General features: G+C 58.5%; 13 protein-coding genes and 1 tRNA gene. 3 read left to right on the top strand and 11 right to left on the bottom strand.

Going from position 1 to position 19,186, the window contains the following annotated elements; translation table 11 throughout:
- Window positions 1-12 precede the first annotated feature (12 nt).
- The 3 genes from H8A92_RS19380 to H8A92_RS19370 all read right to left on the bottom strand — a co-directional run bounded on the left by H8A92_RS19380 (window position 13) and on the right by H8A92_RS19370 (window position 2,106).
- Complete coding sequence (locus H8A92_RS19380) at window positions 13-807, bottom strand: SDR family NAD(P)-dependent oxidoreductase (protein ID WP_229197242.1); 795 nt, start codon at window positions 805-807, stop codon at window positions 13-15.
- Between the two features lie 107 nt (window positions 808-914).
- Complete coding sequence (locus tag H8A92_RS19375) at window positions 915-1,781, bottom strand: TauD/TfdA dioxygenase family protein (RefSeq protein WP_229197241.1); 867 nt, start codon at window positions 1,779-1,781, stop codon at window positions 915-917.
- A gap of 160 nt (window positions 1,782-1,941) precedes the next feature.
- The gene (locus tag H8A92_RS19370) at window positions 1,942-2,106 is read right to left on the bottom strand and encodes a hypothetical protein (protein ID WP_229197240.1); all 165 of its coding nucleotides are present in this window, start codon (window positions 2,104-2,106) and stop codon (window positions 1,942-1,944) included.
- Between the two features lie 141 nt (window positions 2,107-2,247).
- On the opposite strand from H8A92_RS19370, the gene H8A92_RS19365 reads away from it, so the two are divergent.
- A complete protein-coding gene (locus H8A92_RS19365) occupies window positions 2,248-3,267 on the top strand; it encodes an AraC family transcriptional regulator (protein WP_229197239.1) in 1,020 nt (339 codons plus the stop codon).
- A 724-nt stretch (window positions 3,268-3,991) separates the two neighbouring features.
- On the opposite strand, the gene H8A92_RS19360 is transcribed toward H8A92_RS19365, so the two are convergent.
- From H8A92_RS19360 to H8A92_RS19325, 8 genes are all read right to left on the bottom strand, one after another.
- Window positions 3,992-5,416 (bottom strand): hypothetical protein, encoded by a 1,425-nt coding sequence (locus H8A92_RS19360; RefSeq protein ID WP_229197238.1) that lies wholly within the window; start codon window positions 5,414-5,416, stop codon window positions 3,992-3,994.
- A complete protein-coding gene (locus H8A92_RS19355) occupies window positions 5,364-5,645 on the bottom strand; it encodes a hypothetical protein (RefSeq protein WP_229197237.1) in 282 nt (93 codons plus the stop codon). The genes H8A92_RS19360 and H8A92_RS19355 overlap by 53 nt, the downstream gene beginning before the upstream one ends.
- A 423-nt stretch (window positions 5,646-6,068) precedes the next feature.
- Window positions 6,069-7,289: a GIY-YIG nuclease family protein gene (locus H8A92_RS19350; RefSeq protein WP_229197236.1), complete on the bottom strand. Its 1,221-nt coding sequence runs from the start codon at window positions 7,287-7,289 to the stop codon at window positions 6,069-6,071.
- A complete protein-coding gene (locus tag H8A92_RS19345) occupies window positions 7,282-9,345 on the bottom strand; it encodes a DEAD/DEAH box helicase (RefSeq protein ID WP_229197235.1) in 2,064 nt (687 codons plus the stop codon). The genes H8A92_RS19350 and H8A92_RS19345 overlap by 8 nt, the downstream gene beginning before the upstream one ends.
- Entirely contained in the window at window positions 9,342-12,092 is a 2,751-nt protein-coding gene (locus H8A92_RS19340; RefSeq protein WP_229197234.1) for a class I SAM-dependent DNA methyltransferase, read from the bottom strand. The genes H8A92_RS19345 and H8A92_RS19340 overlap by 4 nt, the downstream gene beginning before the upstream one ends.
- A gap of 772 nt (window positions 12,093-12,864) precedes the next feature.
- Window positions 12,865-14,754, bottom strand: a complete 1,890-nt coding sequence (locus H8A92_RS19335; protein WP_229197233.1) for a hypothetical protein — start codon at window positions 14,752-14,754, stop codon at window positions 12,865-12,867.
- A gap of 822 nt (window positions 14,755-15,576) precedes the next feature.
- Complete coding sequence (locus H8A92_RS19330) at window positions 15,577-16,467, bottom strand: tyrosine-type recombinase/integrase (protein ID WP_229197232.1); 891 nt, start codon at window positions 16,465-16,467, stop codon at window positions 15,577-15,579.
- A gap of 247 nt (window positions 16,468-16,714) precedes the next feature.
- Window positions 16,715-16,791, bottom strand: a tRNA-Arg gene (locus H8A92_RS19325).
- Between the two features lie 128 nt (window positions 16,792-16,919).
- Here H8A92_RS19325 and H8A92_RS19320 point away from each other — a divergent pair.
- Together H8A92_RS19320 and H8A92_RS19315 are read left to right on the top strand one after the other, a co-directional pair.
- On the top strand, window positions 16,920-17,999 hold the full coding sequence (locus H8A92_RS19320; RefSeq protein ID WP_229197231.1) for an LLM class flavin-dependent oxidoreductase: 1,080 nt from the start codon (window positions 16,920-16,922) through the stop codon (window positions 17,997-17,999).
- Window positions 18,000-18,096: 97 nt separating this feature from the next.
- Entirely contained in the window at window positions 18,097-19,137 is a 1,041-nt protein-coding gene (locus H8A92_RS19315; protein WP_229197230.1) for an alpha/beta hydrolase, read from the top strand.
- The last annotated feature ends 49 nt before the right edge of the window (window positions 19,138-19,186 follow it).

Below are 19,186 nucleotides of genomic sequence, written 5' to 3'. Positions count from 1 at the left end.
GTGGCGAAGGCCTTAGGCAGCCCCGAAACGCTGTGCGTCATCGACCAGCAGCGTCGAACCGGTGATGAAGGCGCTCGCGGGCGACGCCAGCAGCAGGATCGCCCCATCCAACGCGTCAGGAGTGCCTACGCGCTTGCGCGGTAGGCGTTCGATCATCGCTTTCCCGGCTGAGGTCTGCAGCATGGTCCGGTTGATGTCGGTCTCGATGAAGCCGGGACTGACGGCGTTCACGTTGATGCCATGCGCCGCCCATTCGTGAGCCATGGTGCGCGTCAGGTACTCGAGAGCCGCCTTGCTCGCCCCGTAGATGCCCAGGCCCGCCGGATTCGATTGTGCGGCGAGCGAGCAAATATTGATAATTCGCCCTGGTATCCGCGCTGCGGTGAGGCGTCGAGCGATGGCCGTTGCGACGAACAGCGCCGCCTTGGTGTTGACGCCCAGGATACGGTCAACCGCAGCTTCGCTGACTTCAGCAAGCGGACTGCGTCCGCCTACGCCGGCGTTGTTGACCAACGCCCAAAGCGGAGCCATTTCGCGCTCAATCTGGTCCAGGACCCGTGCCAGCGCGTTCTGGTCGGTCACATCAACTGGAAAGCTGCGTGCACACCCACCCGCACCGAGGATTTCGGCCTCGGTCTCTTTCAATTGTTGCTCGCGGCGTCCCAGCAGCGCCACGTCGGCGCCTGCCGCGGCGAGGGTTTTCGCCGCCTGTCGACCAAGGCCCGATCCGGCGCCGGTGACAACCGCCGTGCGGCCCGCCAAGCCGAAGCAGCGGGCGAGGAAGTTCTTGTCGATACGATCCGTCATTTCATACCTTCAATTCGTCAGGAGGCTGTTGATCGGTCTCGGATCACCGCGCTGGGTCGGCGCTATCGACGCTTCGCGGAGCGGTGACCCGGGTTGTCGAGGCACGCCTAGCTTGCCGCAAGGCTCGCATTCGACGTCCGCCCGGCGACGCCGAATGGCTTGTCGCCACAGATCGTGACCCGGTGCCCGTAACGCCGATGCGGCCAGTAATCGAAGATTGCCTGGTGCTGTGCGGAGCGATTGTCCCAGAACGCGATCGAGTTCTTCTGCCATTTGAAGCGACAGGACAGCTTTGGCGTCTCGATGTGCTGGAACAGGAAGGAGAGCAGCGCGTCGCTCTCGGCCCGGCGAAGCTGCACAATGTTCGTGGTGAAGCCGCGATCGACGAACAGCAGCTTGCGGCCGGTCTCCGGGTGGACGCGCACCACGGGATGCTCGAAGCGCGGGAACTGCATGTCGCTCCCCTCGCCGGGCTTGCGGTCCGAATGCGCCTTCCAGGAATCATGAATGGCGGTCAACCCGTCGAGCATCTTGCGCAGCGGCTCGGACAGGCTCTCATAGGCCTCGTACATGTTGGCGAACATCGTGTCGCCGCCACCATCCGGCGGGATCTCCTGGATATAGAGGATCGAGCCCATCGGCGGCTCCTCGTCGCAGGAGACGTCGGAATGCCAGGATTCGCCGGCGACGCGCTTGCTGTTCTCGTCGGCCTTGATCACGAGGATTTCGGGGTGGTTCGGCAGGCCCTTCGGCGCGTTCGGATGGACGTGCAGCTTGCCGAAGCGGGCGCCGAACGCCTTTTGCTGTTCGACCGTCAGTTGCTGGTCTCGAAAGAAGATGACGAGATTTTCCATCAGCGCCCGATGGATTTCGTCGAATTGCCGGTTACTCAATTGCTGCGAGAGATCGACGCCAAAAATCTCTGCACCGATCGTTGGAGTGGTTTTGCGTACTTCGATGGTTTCGTAAGCCATATCCGGCTCCAGTTTGCTTGGGTGAGGTTGGGTGGCTCTGGGAATGGTGGTGGTGCTCATGCGGGGCGGAGGCATGGCCGTCACGATGGCGTCCGCGGCTGCTCACGGAGACCGATCATCGCGCGTGCATTGCACAGGCTTCGGCAGGCGTCGCACGGCCTCAGACCGCCATCACGACGGTGCTGTTCGGGCAGCTCTGACGACCGATCAGCCGAGACGGTGGCAGAGCATCGGCGGTGATCGTCGGTGGGGCGACCGAGATCGTCGCGCCGGTGCCACTGCCGCTCAGTCGATCCGCGCCGATACTGCGCTGCTTCGCTTGCACGCATCATCGTTCCACCGTTTCCGCCCTGTCGTGCCGCCGCTATGCGGCCGCTTCTTGCCCAATCAATACGTCGGGCTGCGACATCGCATTTGACGATTCACGACATCGACTTTACATTTCGCGACAGGGAGGGATTTTGCGATGGTCGACCTGATCCGCGCGGCCTGCCTGATGCACTATGCGGAGACCGCGCGCAGCGTCGGGCTCGATCCGGCGAGGATGCTGAAAAGTGTGGGTCTGCCACCTGGCGTGACCGATCCGGATATCCGGATTCCGGGAGGTGGCGTACGTCGCCTGTTGGAGGCCTCCGCGGCCGCCGCGGGGATCGACGATTTCGGCCTTCGGCTGGCCGAGCGCGGCGGGTTTTCAAATCTAGGGCCAGTGGCACTCATTGCGCGCGACCAGCCAACCGTCGGAGCGGCGATGGAGGCGATCGGACGTTATATGCACATCCACAATGAATCGCTGCGTCAGCGCATCGAGCGGCACGGCGACGTCGTGGTGATCATACCCGAGATATTGCTTGGCCGCCCCGTACCGGCACGGCAGGCGGTGGAATTGGCGGTAGGGGTGTCCTATCGCATTCTCAGCGCTTTTCTTGGATCGGGGTGGCAGCCAATGGACGTACACTTCACGTATCCGGCACCACGCAATCGCCAGACGTATCGGCGCTTCTTCAAGTGTAATGTCGTGTTCGGGGCCGAATTCGATGGGATCATCTGCCACAGCACCGACATGGATCGTCCGATGGCTGCCGCAGACCCATCGATCGCGAGATACGCGCAGAGATACATCGAGACAGTTGCTGCACGCTCATCCACATTTGATGGCAAGGTCCGGGAGTTGATCGCGGCGCTGCTGCCAAAGGGGCACTGCTCGGTGGAGCGCGTGGCCCAGCATCTGGGCTGCGACGGTCGCACCGTGCAACGCAGGCTCGCCGAGAGCGGCAAGAGCTTTTCCGAGATCGTCGATAGGGAGAGAGCCGAAGCGGTGGTTCGCCTTATCAAAGAAAAGGATCGTTCACTCAGCGCCGTCGCCGCACTTCTGGGCTTCTCCGCGCAAAGCGCGCTTGCACGTTGGTTCCGAGAGCGATTTGGCTGCAGCATTACGGAATGGCGCAGCAATCCTCGGTCACGCTTGACGGATCAAAAGACGCGCTGACCCCATCGCTGCAGGCCTTTCGCTCCAGCACGGCAACACCGAAATCGTCGCGACTGGATCGTTTTTAGTCAGCCGAGCCGCAATCGCCATGGATTGTCTCGGGGTACTTTCTGACACGTCAGGTGCCAAGTTGTCTGAACTGGACCACGATTTTCTCCAGATCGCTTACTCGCTCGAATAAGACGGAAACTGGAGTTCGGTTTAGGCCCGCTTATCGCTTTGTAAATGAACAAAAACTGGCGCACCCGACACGATTCGAACGTGTGACCTTTGCCTTCGGAGGGCAACGTGGCCGGGCTTACGGCTTTCGCTTCGCTGACGTGCTCGTCTCTAAATCCCTAAAAACACAGCCAATCGAGCTATAAGCTAGGAGGGATACCCCCCTAAGGTCAAGTCAGAGCAGAGGCTATCAGTGTGACGGCTGTGACCGCGCCCTGACCTCAACGCGCCGTCTTACTGCCGGCATGGGGGAGTTTTGCGCACGCCGACCTATTTGATGCCCTCGCGAAAAAATCTGTCGTTTTCGCGCAGGGAACACACCGTGCGTCTTATTGTACTCATCCGTGTGGCGGTGCCCTGCCTTCTGTTGTTCCCAGTCTCGTCGCAATCGGGCTTCTGCCGGCCTCTCCACCTTGAAATGATGAAGGTACCTGGCGCCATTCGGAACTGTATCACGAGACATTCGCGACGCTGACTTGACCTAAGATCGCGATCGCAGCTTGATTTAGGTTGAGCCGAATAGTTTGAAGAACTCTTTGCCCGTTTCAATTAAGCTGAGAACCGCTGGCCGAAAAATCCATAGCGTTACGCCTATGGTAATGACGGCGCCAACGAAGAAGACTGCGATTGCGCTTCGCTTACGAACATAACTCGCTTCCAACAAAGAGCGTGCGAGGCGCCGGTTATCCATCGCCACGTTGAAGGCGGTCGTGAGCCACGTCACCACAACGACTACGACCGACGCACCCATAAAGCTGAAAAAGTTTTCTGCGGCGAAAGTGCTGACCTGAAAGAGGAGGGGGAAGTCATCCTTCTCTTGAGTCGAGATTCTTGGCTGAATGAGAATGGCTATTGTCGCAATCACAATCGCAACGAATGCCAACACAATGGTCCTCGACGTGCCAGCCTTCGCAAGCGACACGCTTTGGCGGTTTGATACTATCTGTTCGGCAGCACTGATTTCGTCAGCCTTCGCCTGAAGCGAAAGTCGCAGCGCATCATCGTTGAACTCCGGAAAGTCCTTGTAGTCAGCCTTGAGCTTTAGCTTGCAGCAATCAACAAAACTTTTGCAGTAGGCGAGGATGCCCATTGCTCTCAGTGCGGATCGGGCGTCAGGGTCTCGCTTAAATCTGATGATCGCGTAATGCAGTGAATAGATGATATTTTTGCGCCACTGGACGTCATCACCCTTTCTATCCTGCAATATCAAGATCGTGTCAGATGTCACTTCATGATGTTGGTGGGCATGCGTTGCATCACGAAGGAAAAAGTAGCATTGGTCCGCTACCCACTTCCTTATGTTGTGCCCGTCGCTTGCAGCAAGTTGCTCAGACGCTCGCTGCAAGGCCTCTTCTCTGAATGCCGGCTGACTGAAATAAACCTCGCCGTTGCGCTCGAGATCAAATTCGATCTCAATATCAGCATGCTGTTCCACCAGATTCCTTGCGCGATCGTATTCGAGGTTCGCTCGGGCAGGCATATCGGGCGCGTTAGAAAACCGCAGTTGGCTGATGCCGCGGATTAGCCGTCGCATGGGCTGATCCGCGTGAAGGCGCCAATCCTCTCGGCTTTTGAAAACATGAATCTTGCCGCTGATTCTGTCGGCAACTAGAGGGCTGTTGTTGGATTTCGCGGTGAGCACAAACCAGAAGTCGCCACTGATGTTCTGCAACCAGTGGATTATCCGAGGAAAAAGAATGTCACTAAGAGGCCGATGTTGGTAAGCGACGATGAGCCGCTCAGCCCCGGTGTCCAGATTTGCGAAAATGGATTCTGTCGGGCGACGTGTATCGCCTACATGACGAAACGATAGTCGCCCGTTGACCGTCGGAATCCAACCGACGTACGGGCGAGAAGCAAAGTCTACTGGATTGCTTTCAACGGAAGATGCGGTCGAAAGCTTCGTCTGACAGTCGTCCGCTGACTTCAATGCGGTTTTCTCTGCGATTATAAATCATGCCACCTTTGATGCGGCCATCGGGCATCCAGTCGTCACGCGTGCGGGCGCGGCCCATCACGGCATCCGACACGCTCTTGACGCGAGACGAACCTTTCTTTGCCTCAAAGCGGTCCAGGCGAAACAACTTATAGGCGATCGAAAACAGGACGGCAGCGAGCGTCAGGCCGCCAGCTAGTCCAAGATAATTCAGCGCCAACATGAGAGTGTCTCGGGGTTGATGCGGGAAAATTTCAACCAGAACAACCAATTACGCCGCAAGATGTGCCTATCGTGAGCGGCTGTCAAATCGACGCAGTGGGAGCAGGGCTTCAACTACACGAGGTTGAGATCGATTGAATGACCTCGGCTAGTTGCTGCGCCATTTCGCTTCTAAGACTCTAGGATGCGATAAAAGTCATGGTACGCGACCACGCTGCCCTTGGCGAAAAGCCTCTCCACGACGCTCCCTGTGGGCCTGAGGGGCCTTGAAATAATTTTGTGTAGGACCTGCGGATCGCGCTTCGGTGGCGGGGTCGTGGCCTCCTTAACAGTTGTTAACCCCTTTGCCGCCCTGTTCGACTGCGCGTCGGAGGATGACTACCCCTTCCTTTTCACAGTGGCCTCATCTTCTGAACCACGATCCTTAGATGCGCCGGACGCTTGAATGCCCTTGGTCGGCGCGTACCAACGCCGCCTTCTTTGGATTGTATGTGTAGTTGGTAATCGTTCCATCTCTGATCCGATCGACGGCTTCGTTGATTACGAACAGCGGTACAAGAAACCATTCCCGTGGGATCACCGGCTGTCCAAAGCGGTCTTTGATCTCGATATCAAGTCGCGCCGCGTCGAAAACGCGATGGATTAGGTTTTCAAGCCGGGTCCGGTTGATGTTGAACAGCTCGTAAGTAGCCACCACTTCGACATCGGCCATAAGAAAGGTCGGGTCATGCTTCGCTGCCGCTATGCGGCGCGCAATGTCGCCGCCCGTGACGCCAATCTTGTGCAACACGTCGCGATGCGCTGCGATGCTTGGATGGTCGGACTTGCTGCGCAGCACGTAGACGATCCCGCTGGCTTCGTCTCCCTCTTCATTCTGATCTGAGAACAGGGGGCCAGCCGAAGGCTCAATGATCCGCCGCCCGGCAGGGTCTTGTTGGAGCGCTTTTTGAAACGATCGCAGGAGCAGGTTGCTCTCGGTTCCGTTATCGAAAATCACGCGAAGTCGGGCATCTATATTGCCATGCTCGTTGACCGTAGGCTGCTCCATGGTAGCCACATAGGCTTTCTGGCCGCCTAGAATGTAGAAGCGACCGGGTGCGATCTCGGACTTGCGCTCGAAGCGCCGGGTCTGCCGCAGGCCGGAGCTAATTTCCTTTTGAACCTGTTCAAACATCGGCTTGAAAGTCTCGAAATCCTCGCACTTCTGGCGATTGGCGATTTCCTCGGCAGCGCGCTTGTCGGCCGCCGAACGAACATGCCGTAATTCCGTGATGCCGCCAGGCGCGGCATCGTCCACCCCGAGCTGCGCCAGGAGTTCGTCATCGTCGAGTTCGTCGGCGGTGGTGATTGGGGCGGCTTGTACACCGGCAAGAAGTCCTTGGTGGTCGAGGGGTTCGATCAAGGCGCGACAATCCGCTAGCTCGCGCAGGCGATCAAGCCGAGCGGCATATAGCCGCTCAAAGATGTCGCGGTCCTCGCCGTGCTGAGGAGCACGGCCATGCTGGGCGACGAAACGCTGAATCTCCTCAAAGCCGGCGATGACCCGCTCCTCATTAGGCGCCCGGCTAGCCTCCTTCCTCGCGTCAGCCTCGACGCCAAGCTCAGTGAGAAGCGCATCGTCCTCCTCGGTGAAGCCACTAGCCACGCGCAGCCTCCGCCCTCATGCGTTGAAGGAAGGCGATACCCTCAGCCATGCGCTTTTCCCAGGCGTCAGGCGAAGTGATCGAGGGCAATCGACCGCGCTCCTGTTTGAACTTCAAGGCCCGCTTGGCAAGCTCCCGTGCCTCCTCGATGGTGAGGTTGACGCGCTTAGCCCCTATAACGGCAGCGACCTGCTTCAGGCTCTCCTCACTCATGGTCTTGGCGAGAATGGCATAGGCTTCGCCGAAAGGATTGATGCGGTCGATTAGGTCGATATCTAGCTCGCGCACATCCATTGCGTATTTGCGGACGCCCTCGATGAAGGCAGTGTTGAGGCTCTTTTCACCGTCGCCCTCGGTTTCGCCAAGCGCAGCCTCCTTGGCCTTCTGCGTGAGGTTCAGTGCGGCGACGACGTGCTGGCGCACGGCCTCCTGATCCTCCTCATCAAGCTCGGGATATTTGTCTTTGATGATCTTGCCCATGCGAAGCTGAGTCAGTTCTTCCGGCACCAGATCGGGATCGAACAGCCCGCGCTCGATCGCGGTCTTGTCTTGCACGAAGGCAGCGATGACCTCGTTCAAGTCCTGCTGGCAGATGCGCTGTGCTTCCTCGCTCTTCGGCTCAGCAAGCCCTTTGATCTCGATTTGGAATTGGCCGGTTTCTTCGTTGAAGCCGACATTGGTCTTGCTTGGATCGTAACCGCCTTCGCCATAGTCGAAGCCAGGAGTCGGTCCGCTGTGCGGGGTCTTCGGCTTGAACTCAAAACGCGGGGCGAGCACTTGTTCCATGAGAAGACTGGCCGCGATGGCCTTCAGCGTGTCGTTCACGGCTTCGGAGACGGCCTCTTCCGATGCATCCGGCTCAGCGATAAGATTGGTAAAGCGGGCGCGCAACTTGCCCGGCGCATCGCGAGTGGCGCGACCGATGATCTGCACGATCTCCGTGAGGCTCGACCGATAGCCGACTGTCAGGGCGTGCTCGCACCAAATCCAGTCGAACCCCTCCTTCGCCATGCCGAGCGCGATGATGATGTCCACATGGTCGCGATTGTTCTTCTGCGTTGGATCTTTTAGCGCCGCCGACACGCGATCGCGCTTGGCGGCATCATCGTCAACCAGGTCGGCGATGCGAAGAACGCGTCCGTCCGGCGTCTTGACCAGTTGGAAGCCAGTCGCCGGGTCGCGGCCCTGCCATTCGCCCAACTCGTGGAGGACGTGTTCAACCTCCTTGATTTTGTCTCCCATGCTTTCGCGGGAATTGACGTTCGGGATGTGGACAATGGTCTTCTCTGCCGGGTCGAGCACCTTCAGGATGTCGTCGGTGTAAGGTCCGTTATAGAAGAAATAACCGATGTCGAGCTGCTTCAAATATTCGTAGCCGTTGAGCTGCTCATAGTAAGTGTAGGTAACCGTATCGAACTTCACCTCGTCCTGCGGGGTCAGCACGGCCTCGGCGTCGCCTCGGAAGTAGGAGCCTGTCATCGCCACGATATGCACGCGATCGCGGGTGATGAACTGGCCGAGATGTAGGCCGAGCTTGTTGTCAGGGTTGGCCGAGACATGATGGAACTCGTCAACCGCGATCAATCGGTCGTCGAAGGCTTCCACTCCAAACCTGTCCACAGCGAAGCGGAAGGTGGCATGGGTGCAGACGAGCACCTTGTCGTCGCCCTTGAGGAACGCCTCGACCGAGTTGACCTTGCCACCGTTATCCGAGCCGGGCGCATTGCAGAGATTCCATTTCGGTGCAACGGTCCAGTCAGCCCAAAAGCCGAACCGGGTCAGCGGCTCGTCGTTGAAGCTCGCCCCGATCGACTTTTCCGGCACTACGATGATCGACTGCTTGAGCCCCTGATTATGTAGCTTGTCGAGGGCGATGAACATCAGCGCGCGGCTCTTGCCCGATGCGGGCGGCGACTTGATGAGGAGATATTGCTCACCCCTCTTCTCATAGGCGCGCTCCTGCATCGGTCTCATGCCGAGTGCATTGGCCTTGGTCGAGCTGCCATTTCGAGCGTAGGTGACGGAGACCGAAGGGACTGCTTTCTTCTCGTCGGTCATGCGCGCGCCTCCGCCTTCCGTTTCTTTGCCACGCCGGGTGAGGCGGCCATCTTGGTATAAAGCTCGAACAGCTTTTCCAACCGTTCGGTGTCGTTGCGGAACCGTCGCCCGATATAGATGCGTTCCAGTACCTCGTCGTCGCGCTCATGCGCCTCGCGCAGATTGGCAGGCATCTTCTCGGGGTCATAAAGTTCGGCGATAGTCTTCGGGAAATGCTCCTCGCGCGCCAGAAGAATATCCTCGGCGCATCGGGTCAGGTCGGCCTTGTTCTTCTCGGTGAGTGTGGGGACCGGGAAGGTGTTCCAGCCAACTGTATTGGAGTAACGGAAGTCGGTTTTTAGCTTTCCGCATACAGTGGCGATCCAAACAAGATGCAGGCGCGATGCGATCAGTGCGAGATTCCACAGTGGCGCGTCGTAGAGTGCGAGCGCGAGATTGGAGACGCGCACGTCGGCCGGTAACAGTCCGCATGGAAGGTAGGCGCGGCGTTCCGATGAAACGCTGGGAATAATGATCGTATGATCGTGCCCGATGATCGTTCGCTCAAACTTGTGCGGCGTGTCCAGTCCTGCGCGCCCACGCTCGCTGCCGTGCAATCGGTATTCACGAATGCGATCAAGTCGCGCCTTGATCGGCGAGATAGAACGAGCGAGTTGCGCCTGTGCGTCAGTGATCCAAAGGCAATATCGTTCCAAGCCATTGATGAATTCGTTTGAACCCAAGATGGGCTTTATCAAAGCCGCAGCCGCTGGGTACGAGGCCGTCAAATCCCTCGCCTCATCGGGTGAGAGCAGAAGATTTCCTTGGTCTCGTGGGATATTACCGCCAAACATGATCGCGACATCCGAGATCGGCTCATTCGCCCTCTCAACGATGACGTTATTGCCGGACGCCAGATAGAAGTTGATGTTTTCAACCTCTTTGCGCTCTTCTCCATCGAATATGTACTTCGGTTTGACGTCCGCTCTCGCCACGCCGACGATAATGCACGTAACTTGCGCGTTCTTGGCGGCGTTGTTGCCCCACAGGAAGTCCTTGTGGCCAAAAAAAATTGCCTGCTCGGCAGCAACGATTTTCGGCCATATCAGCGGAACCTGAACTCCTTGGCAGATTGAATTGGTAGAGACGAAGGCAAAACGACCTCCGTACTTAATGTAAGCAGAAGCCTTCCAAAACCAGCCTGCGATGTAATCGACCGCGCGGACGTCTTTTGCGGCTAGGGTCTTTAGATCGCCCTTCTGGTCCTTTGTCTGATATTTGTCGCCGACATACGGCGGGTTGCCGCAAAGGTAGGTTTCTCCGCCTTCATTCTCGAAGTCGATTTGCGCCTGATCGAGTGGTGTATGCAACAGGTCGTCAGATTGGTTCTTCACGCCGGTTCCGGTTGGTGGGCAGATACTCAACCAGTCGAGCCGTAGGGCGTTGCCACAGGTGATCCAGTTCTCAGCGTCGAGCGGTAGGAAATCTTGCAGTGCTTCCTTCTGGCCGCGATAGAGGACGTCGCACTGATACTCAGCGATAATGAGTGCGAGCCGAGCGATCTCGGCGGGAAAGTCCCGCAGCTCGATTCCCCGGAAGTTGGTGAGCGGAATGTCGCTCTTGCGTCCCGGTTCCTTGCGTCGATTGTTGATCTCGGCCTCGATCGCCCGCATCTCCTTATAGGCAATGACAAGGAAATTGCCGGAGCCGCAAGCCGGATCGAATACCCTAATCCGCGCCAGGCGCTTACGCAGGTTCAGAAGAGTCCGAGGATTGTCGCCTGCTTCTTCCAGACGCGCACGGATGTCGTCGAGGAAAAGCGGGTTCAGCACCTTCAGGATGTTCGGGACGCTCGTGTAGTGCATGCCGAGCGCGCCGCGCTCCTCGTCCTCTGCGACAGCCTGGATCATCGAGCCGAAGATGTCGGGGTTGATCTGCTTCCAATCGAGACTACCAATGTTGATGAGATAGGAGCGCGCCGTCCGATTGAAGCGCGGCACGTCGAGGCTGCCGGAGAACAGCCCGCCGTTCACATAGGGAAAGGCATCCGCCCAAGGACGCAGCTTGGCTGCGCTGCGATCGACGATCTTCGTGTTCATGGCTCGGAAAATCTCACCGATCACGAAATCCGTATCGGACCCGTCGCGCGCGCTCATCTGCGCGATGGTGTCGGTGAACAGCCGACCGCCGAGGAAGATATCGGTGTCTTCAGCGAAGAAGCAAAAAATCAGCCGAGCCATGAAGTGGTTCATGTCCGGTCGCCGCGCATTCGTATCCCAGTTAGGATTCTCTTGGCGCAGGGACAAGTAAAGGCGATTCAGGCGTCCCGTGGCCCGAATATCGAAAGCGTTTTCGCTGATCTGACGGACCGTCGAGATGCCGGCGAGTGGCAGGAAGAAACCGAAATGGTTAGGGAACTCTGCAAAGGGACAGGCGATGGGCGCGGCGTCCGACACCAAGTCCTCGGCCTCGAACCATTCACCATCCGTCGCCAGAACGAATTTCGCTTTGGCTCGCGCCGTCGCCGGGCTCGCCTTTAGGGCGGCAAGGGTCTTCGTTACCTCGCCGGGCGCGACGACGGCAATATGGATGTTGTTGGTCTGAAGGACGCCACCCATATCGGACTTGTTTGATTCGCCCTTGCGTAGCCGCTTGAGCGTAGTTTCTTTGTTCCCGAAGGCTTGGAGAAAGGCGAAGGGAAATTCGCGCGTATCGAATGCTTGTTCAGCAAGCGCCGAAACGGCTTCCTCGATCTCAACGGCGTTCATATGCCCCCCCGCCGCTCCGGACATGGGCAAGCTTCGTTGTCGAAAATCATTCTCCCGAACTCATTGCGGCCTACCACCGCGCTCCTCCCTAAGAGGGTCACTGTTCATAGACTTCATCCGCGTCGGCAATTCAAGGATATTTTGAGAGAGAGGCGAAGCGTCCGACCGAGCCAGGCCGGCATCAAGCAGACCTCTGGGAGAACGGCCGGACGGGGGGCTGCGCAAACCGCGAAACCAGCGACAATCGAATAAGACAGATACAAGCCGGGTGTGGGCGTAACGGCTAGGACGGGGCACTAGGCCCCGCCCTTTCTTAGGTTCTCGCTTCTCCACAGCGGTTGAAGGTTGCTGTAGTGGCATTGCGCGAGCAGCTCGCTCAGCGTTCGTGCCGCCGATAGTGGCCTGACATGATCTACCTCCCACTGCCGGTATTTCTCCCAGCACATCCCAAGGCGAAACTGAGCGGCGATGTGATCTCGCAATTCGGGATGGTCGCAACCGACCGCGCTAGCAGGGCTCGCGCGACCCTTGAGAGCCATACCAGTGCGCCTCAGGGTGTTTCGGTACATCCTGAAAGACGGGTCTTTGGTGCCTCTCAAGGCCTCCCTCTGCCGTGCCTTGACTGCATTGCAGGCAACGCATTGCCGGTTGCTTACAAACCGATCGGAGCAGTGTCCAGCCTTGCACGGTCGCCCGGTATAGAAACGCGAAAGGCCGCTCATCGCGGCCTGCTCTCTCGTGATTGCTTCCACTATGCGGCTGCTCGGCGAGGTCACGCCTTCACAAAGAATGATTCCGCTCCTCTGCCGTTTCTAAGATGGTACGTGACGCTCAGCTCAGAAAGCTGGGCATACTCGCTCGACGAAGGATCGTTAAGTCTCCTGATCGCACGATCCAGCGATGCCGCTCCGATCGGCGTCAGTTTGCGAATCTGAGCCTTGGTATAGTTGCCCTTGGGCGAACATGCGAAGAAGTCCAGCAGCTTCTTGATACCTCGATCGTGCCGCGCCCGTTTCTTGCGTGCATTCAACGGCCATGCAGTGATCTGTATCCCTGGCAAGTAGCGCAGAATTGCGTCGCGAATTGCTCGACCAACTGCATCCGCAGGAAGCGCCAAGAACACCTTCGTAGGGAGACAATGCCCCTCTTCATCAATCACCCGCCGACAACGAACGCGATTGACGGTCTGAATGACTGTTGCTGCCAAGTGGGCTCTCTGCATCCCGATCACTACGTCTTCGTTTGTTCCGACCGCACGGAACTGTGAATCTTGCAGCCAGTCGTTGGTTTGAGGCCCAAGCAACGCTTGCGCTGTGTTGATATGTGCAGCGACGGGTAGATAGAATAGGCCGACCAGCGCAACAGCCTCGTAGTCGTTCCAATCATTTCTGCCGTCTATGTTTCCGTAGTGAGCAAACGTCATTCGGGCAGGATTGCTAGGATCATTGCAGACCTTCTGCTCGAACTCCTCGTGGCAGCAGACTAAGATGCGACTGCTGACCGGCAAGATGCTCTGTATAGCCGCTCTATATTCAGGCCAAAGATAATCCGCAGCCCTCACCAAGTTGTCCTTCCCGCCGACTTGGCCCCACGCTAGATGCAGTGTGACATTGTCGTAGCGTCGCGTGTTTTCCGCAGCGGGGATAATCTTTGCGGGCGGGCTGAGCAAACCGTAACCCGGATAAAGACCCGCAGTCGCATCAAGTATCAAGCCGGAACCGGTAAGGAGCGATGGATGTAGCGCCGCAGAGTGTATCTGTGCTGTCAGTCCGTTATGGCTGATCCAGCCCCAACCGTTCCTTTGCATGCCGCTGATTGCTTCGATCGTGTCTGTACATGTCTTCCGTAGCGACGTTCTTCCGGTGTTCGGGCCTAGTGTAATCGCGTCATCATCAATTGACTTTAGGTGATCAAGTATTAGGGCGGTGTCTATCGAATGAATGTGCTCGAACTCAGCGTCCGTAATGCGCCTGTTTCTGCTCCCGACCGTCGTATCTGTGCTCGCGACTAAGAGACGTTTCATGTTTGCGTAGAGTTCTCTGTTCGCGCCGCGTAGCCAAGCGAGCGCGCCTATCGTCTGTGCCAACTCCTTGGTGTCGATCCGTGTGGATGATATGAAGTTGGGCGTCTCATCAATGATTAGCTTACCCCTGCTTCCAAGCTGCCACGTTGTAAGCTGCTCCCAAGTATTCCCTCCGATGCTGTCGTTCTTGCCGCACGATTGATGACGCTCGCAGGCTGCGTGCGTGATGGACAGGACGGGAAAATTGGCTGCGTCGGATAGCTTCGTATCTGAGCCACCGTAATATGCAGCAGCAATAGTGCGGCCCGCCAGCTTGTTGACATGGTCTGTGAATGTTTTTGCTTCTGACACCAATCGAGTAACGAAGAGAACGCCGGGATGCAGATTGTTCGACCGGATATTGTCTAAGCTGAGTGAGGGGGCTTCTAGCAGAGCGCAATACAGGGCGGTGAATTGCGTTTTGCCGATGCCCGTCGGCATTGCTAGCGTGGTCCAGCCTACGGAGCTATTGCCAGCTTCGTTAAGCGCCATGCACATGCGCCGCCATGTATCTTGAAGTGGGCTACTAACTTCCAGACCGAAGCTGCGCCACAGCGTTGTCATCTCTTTGACTGCGATGTCAGCATCGACATGCGTCATTCCTACTCCTCAAAAGAAAAGGACCTGCCGAAGTGTGTCGGCAGGCCCGTTGCGATTAATTCGTCACTTAGCTCTATAAGAGAGAGCAGAAGATAAATGATGTGGATTAGCTGGGTTCGGGTCTCATCAATGGAGTGTTCGACGTTTCTTAGGCGATAGAGGCAATATACGGCTTGAACGATACTGCTCGCGCTCTTCTGTGGTCAGGTAGTGATCCACCAACAGTTCCCTCATAGCGGCCAAATGGCCTTGCTGGTAGCGGGTTGACGGCGGATGATCAGCTGATCCCTCGACGTATTCTAGAAGAAAGGTGCGAAGCTCACTTGTCGTCATGATTTTCTTGTCCTTGCAGGGTTTGGAGCGTGCGGGTAGTCGCGCGCTATATTCTCCAATTAGGGAGGGACTGGCCTTATATGCGTGCTGGGCGCGGCGCGGGTGGCCTTCCCGGTAAGCTGACGCATTCGCCCATTTTGCCTGTCGCCGCTATTGTCCAAGCCATTGCTCTGACCGCTGATGAAAAGCGAAGTACGAATGGCAGATCGTCGGGACCAGTAGGAATGCCCATGGTCTCTCTGGAATGAACCTGGACGGCCCTCGTACTATCATCGAGCTGGACAATCGAAACGACGAGCATGGCTTTTTCCCTGAACCACGTGCGCTTAGCTATGCACATCACTACAAGAGACAGGGCGGTACCATCTTCATATTGAAGCAGGCAGCTAACGAGGTCATCTTGCACGTCAGATGGCTGTAAGCCCATCCGTTCGAGGGGCATTGCGATCAACTGCGCTACGTAGTCGGGCATTGTCAGTGCTCGGTTTGTCATGCTGCGAGTGCCTTCCCGTTGCGCAACTTCACAACAAGGTCTTCCGGCTTCAGATGCGTGTAACGAAACAGCGTCCGTAGGTCCCTGTGCCCGCTGATGGACGCAACCTCTGCTGTGTTTAATCCCCTTTCAAAGAACCGACTCACAGCCTCGTGCCGCAAGTCATGGAAACGTAGCTCTTGCACGCCGACGCACCCGGCTCGCTCTGCACGCCGCTTGCAGCGTTCCCATGCTAGGCGGAAAGTGTTCGCGCTGACGGGAAATGCGTATTCGGCATCTGTAGCCGATGCTGCTTTGCGCTCCTTGAGAATCTCCACAGCTCGATCAGTAAGCGGGATGGTGCGGGCCTTATCTGTCTTGGTGAAGGGTACGTGCAGGACCGCTGTATCGAACTTCACGTCTTGCCATCGGATGCCAAGCAACTCTCCGCGCCGCAAACCTGTTTCAATGGCGAGCTGAAAGCCATGCAAGAGCCATGAGCCGACGACGTTACTGCACGCCTGAGTCAGGGCCTGTAGCTCACCGGACTTCAGTCTACGCTCGCGGCCTTCCGGTGCCTTCGGCTTTCTAAGTCCGGTCAGCGGATTCGGGAATGCGGCATACCCCCATTCCTGGCGAGCTATCTCGAAGATGGATCGCAATAAACCCAGTTCCCGGATAACCGTGCCGGGGCCAACCTGCTTCAGTCGTGTATCGCGGTATTTGCTAAAGATCGTAGCATCGACCTTCACCAAGGGCAGCGTGCTCCATCGTTGGCGAAGAAAGGCTTCGATCCGCTTGCGCTCCGGAATGCGCCCACGCTTCTCGTTGGTGATGGTGTCTCGGTAGCGCGTAAGGATTTGTGCGACAGTGATCGTATTGAGCGCCCGTACATCGTTCGGGATCAACGTGCGGTCTAATTCGGCTTCGATCTGCCGTGCCCAACGTTGTGCGTCGGATTTAAGTTGGAATGATTTGGCTCGTGGAGTGTGTCCGTAGCGTCTGACTTGGACCTGCCACTTGCCGTTTCTGTACCGTAGGCTTGCCATACCGAAAGCTCCTCATGTTGTGACCAGTGCTGTGACCAGCCGGTCTGAGGAGCTTTCGAGGAGCTACCACCAACGCTTTAAGGTGTTGGCAGATCGAGAGAAACGCTGGCGCACCCGACACGATTCGAACGTGTGACCTTTGCCTTCGGAGGGCAACGCTCTATCCAGCTGAGCTACGGGTGCGTGCAGCCACCATTTAGCTGATTGGCTCCGGGTCGGCAACGGCGTTGTCCGGCCGGTCAAGGGCTGTAAACTGCCTGCGCCAATATGACAGGCCACCGAAAAAGGCCGTCTTTCGAGGGAGTTTGCCCATGCGTCCGCTGGAATTCGGCTGGTATCTGCCCACGCATGGCGACACCACGGCCTATGGGCTGATGGAGGCGCAAATCGCCGGCTCGCCGGAACTCTGCGAGCGCGTGGTCAAGGCGGCCGAGGACGCCTCCTTTGAGTATCTCCTGATTCCGGTCGGCTCGGTGTGCTGGGAGGCCTGGATCGCCGGCGCCTTCATGGCGGCGCGCTCCAGCCGGATCAAGCCGCTGATCGCGGCAAGGCCCGGCTACATCAACCCGGTGCTGATGGCCAAGATGATCTCGACCTTCGACCAGATGTCGGGCGGGCGGATCTGCATCAACCTGATCGCCGGGCAGAACGAGAGCGAGGTCGAGGCCGAAGGCGTGCGTTATGCCAAGGAGGAGCGCTACGCGCTGATGGAGGAGGAGGTCTCGATCCTGAAGGCGCTGTGGACCACACGTGGCCCGGTGCATTTCGAAGGCAAGTTTCACGCGATCTCGGGCGCGCATATCAGACCGCGTCCGTTGCAGCAGCCGTTCCCGAAATTCTATCTCGGCGGCGGCTCGCGGCAGGCCTGGGAGGTGTCGGCAAAGCATTCCGACGTCCATCTGTTCTGGGGCGATCTGCCGGAGCGCATCGCTGACAATATCGCCGAGATCCGGCGGATGGCGCGGGCGCATGACCGCGAGGATGCGATCGGGTTCGGCATGCGGCTGCAGGTGATCTGCCGCGAGAACGAGGCGGATGCCTGGGAGGCGGCCGACCAGCTGGTGCGCCACGCCACCGACCGGCAGAAGCAGGAGATGAAGACGCTCTACGTCAGGTCGGAGGCCAACCAGCGCGTGCAGCAACTGGCGCGCGATTACGGTGATCTCCTGATGCCGCATCTGTGGACCGGGATCACCAAGGTCCGGCCCGGCGCCGGGATCGCCGTGGTCGGCAATCCGGAGCAATGCGCCGCGACCTTGCAGCAGTTCATCGACGCCGGCTGCCACTCCTTCTGCCTGTCCGGCTATCTGCACGACGAGGAGGCCGAGCGGTTCGGCCGCCTGGTCCGCCCGATCCTTGCCGCAAACAATCGCGGGCGGCTCGGCGCGTGATGCGCGGAAGCTTTCCGAAAATTCATGGGGCAATCGGCACCTGACGCGGCATGATCCGGCGGGGATCGCAACCTCGCGGCACAATGGAGATTGAACCATGCATCACCGAGCCTGGCTCGCGGCTTTGGCGCTGTTTACCGTGACGGCCGCTCACGCACCGGTCGCGTCTGCAACGCAGGCGCAGATCGAGCGCGACAAGAAGCCGGTCAAGGAAATCGCCGGCGGGCGGATCGCCGTCGGCAGCGCGGTGTTTCCGCTTTATCTGTCGGCGGACTGGTCCAATCCGATGCCCGATATCACCCGCGCGGTGCTGGTGCTGCACGGGGTGCTGCGCAACGCCGACGATTATTTCCGCGCGGCGCTGAGCGCGCAGGCCGCGGCCGGCGATGTCGGCAAGAGCACGCTGATGATCGCACCGCAATTCCTGATCGAGCCTGACGTCGAGGCGTTCAAGCTGCCGGCGGAGACGCTGCGCTGGAGCCTCTATGACTGGCAGGGGGGCGAGCCCGCGATCGCGCCCAATCCGGCGAGCTCATTCGAGGCACTCGACGCCATCCTGGCCAAGCTCGGCGACCGCAAGCTGTTTCCGAACCTGAAGCAGGTCGTGGTGTTCGGCCATTCCGGCGGCGGCCAGGTGGTGCAGCGCTATGCGATCGCGGTGAAGGGCGATCAGGTGCTGCTGCACGAGGGCATCGGCGTGCGCTACGTTGTCGCCAATCCCTCCTCCTATGCCTATTTCACCAAGGAGCGGCCGGCGCCTGCGATCGCGACGGCGTGTGAAGGCTATAACAGCTGGAAGTTCGGCATGGACGACCGTCCGCCCTATCTCGCCGCGCCGACACCGGCTGTACTGGAGCAGGCCTATGTCGCGCGCCGCGTGATCTATCTGCTCGGCACGCTCGACACCAATCCCGATCATCCCGCGCTCGACAAATCCTGCATGGCGGAAGCCGAAGGGCCGTATCGCTACGCGCGCGGGCACTCTTATGTTGCCGCGATGCAGGCCCGCGACGGCGGCACGCCGAACCACAGCGTGTGGGATGTGCCCGGCGTCGGCCACGAGGGCGGCAAGATGCTCAACTCGCCCTGCGGCCTGACTGCCGTGTTCGATATTCCCGGCTGCGAGGCGGCGCGCTAGAGCGTGATGAGATTAGGTTGAGTTGGAGCGGCGTCGAAGGTCCACTTCT

The sequence above is a fragment of the Bradyrhizobium acaciae genome, from assembly GCF_020889785.1.
Taxonomy (GTDB): Bacteria; Pseudomonadota; Alphaproteobacteria; order Rhizobiales; family Xanthobacteraceae; genus Bradyrhizobium; species Bradyrhizobium acaciae.
Note: the sequence above shows the minus strand (reverse complement) of the source record. Positions and strands in the feature narration are given on the sequence as shown.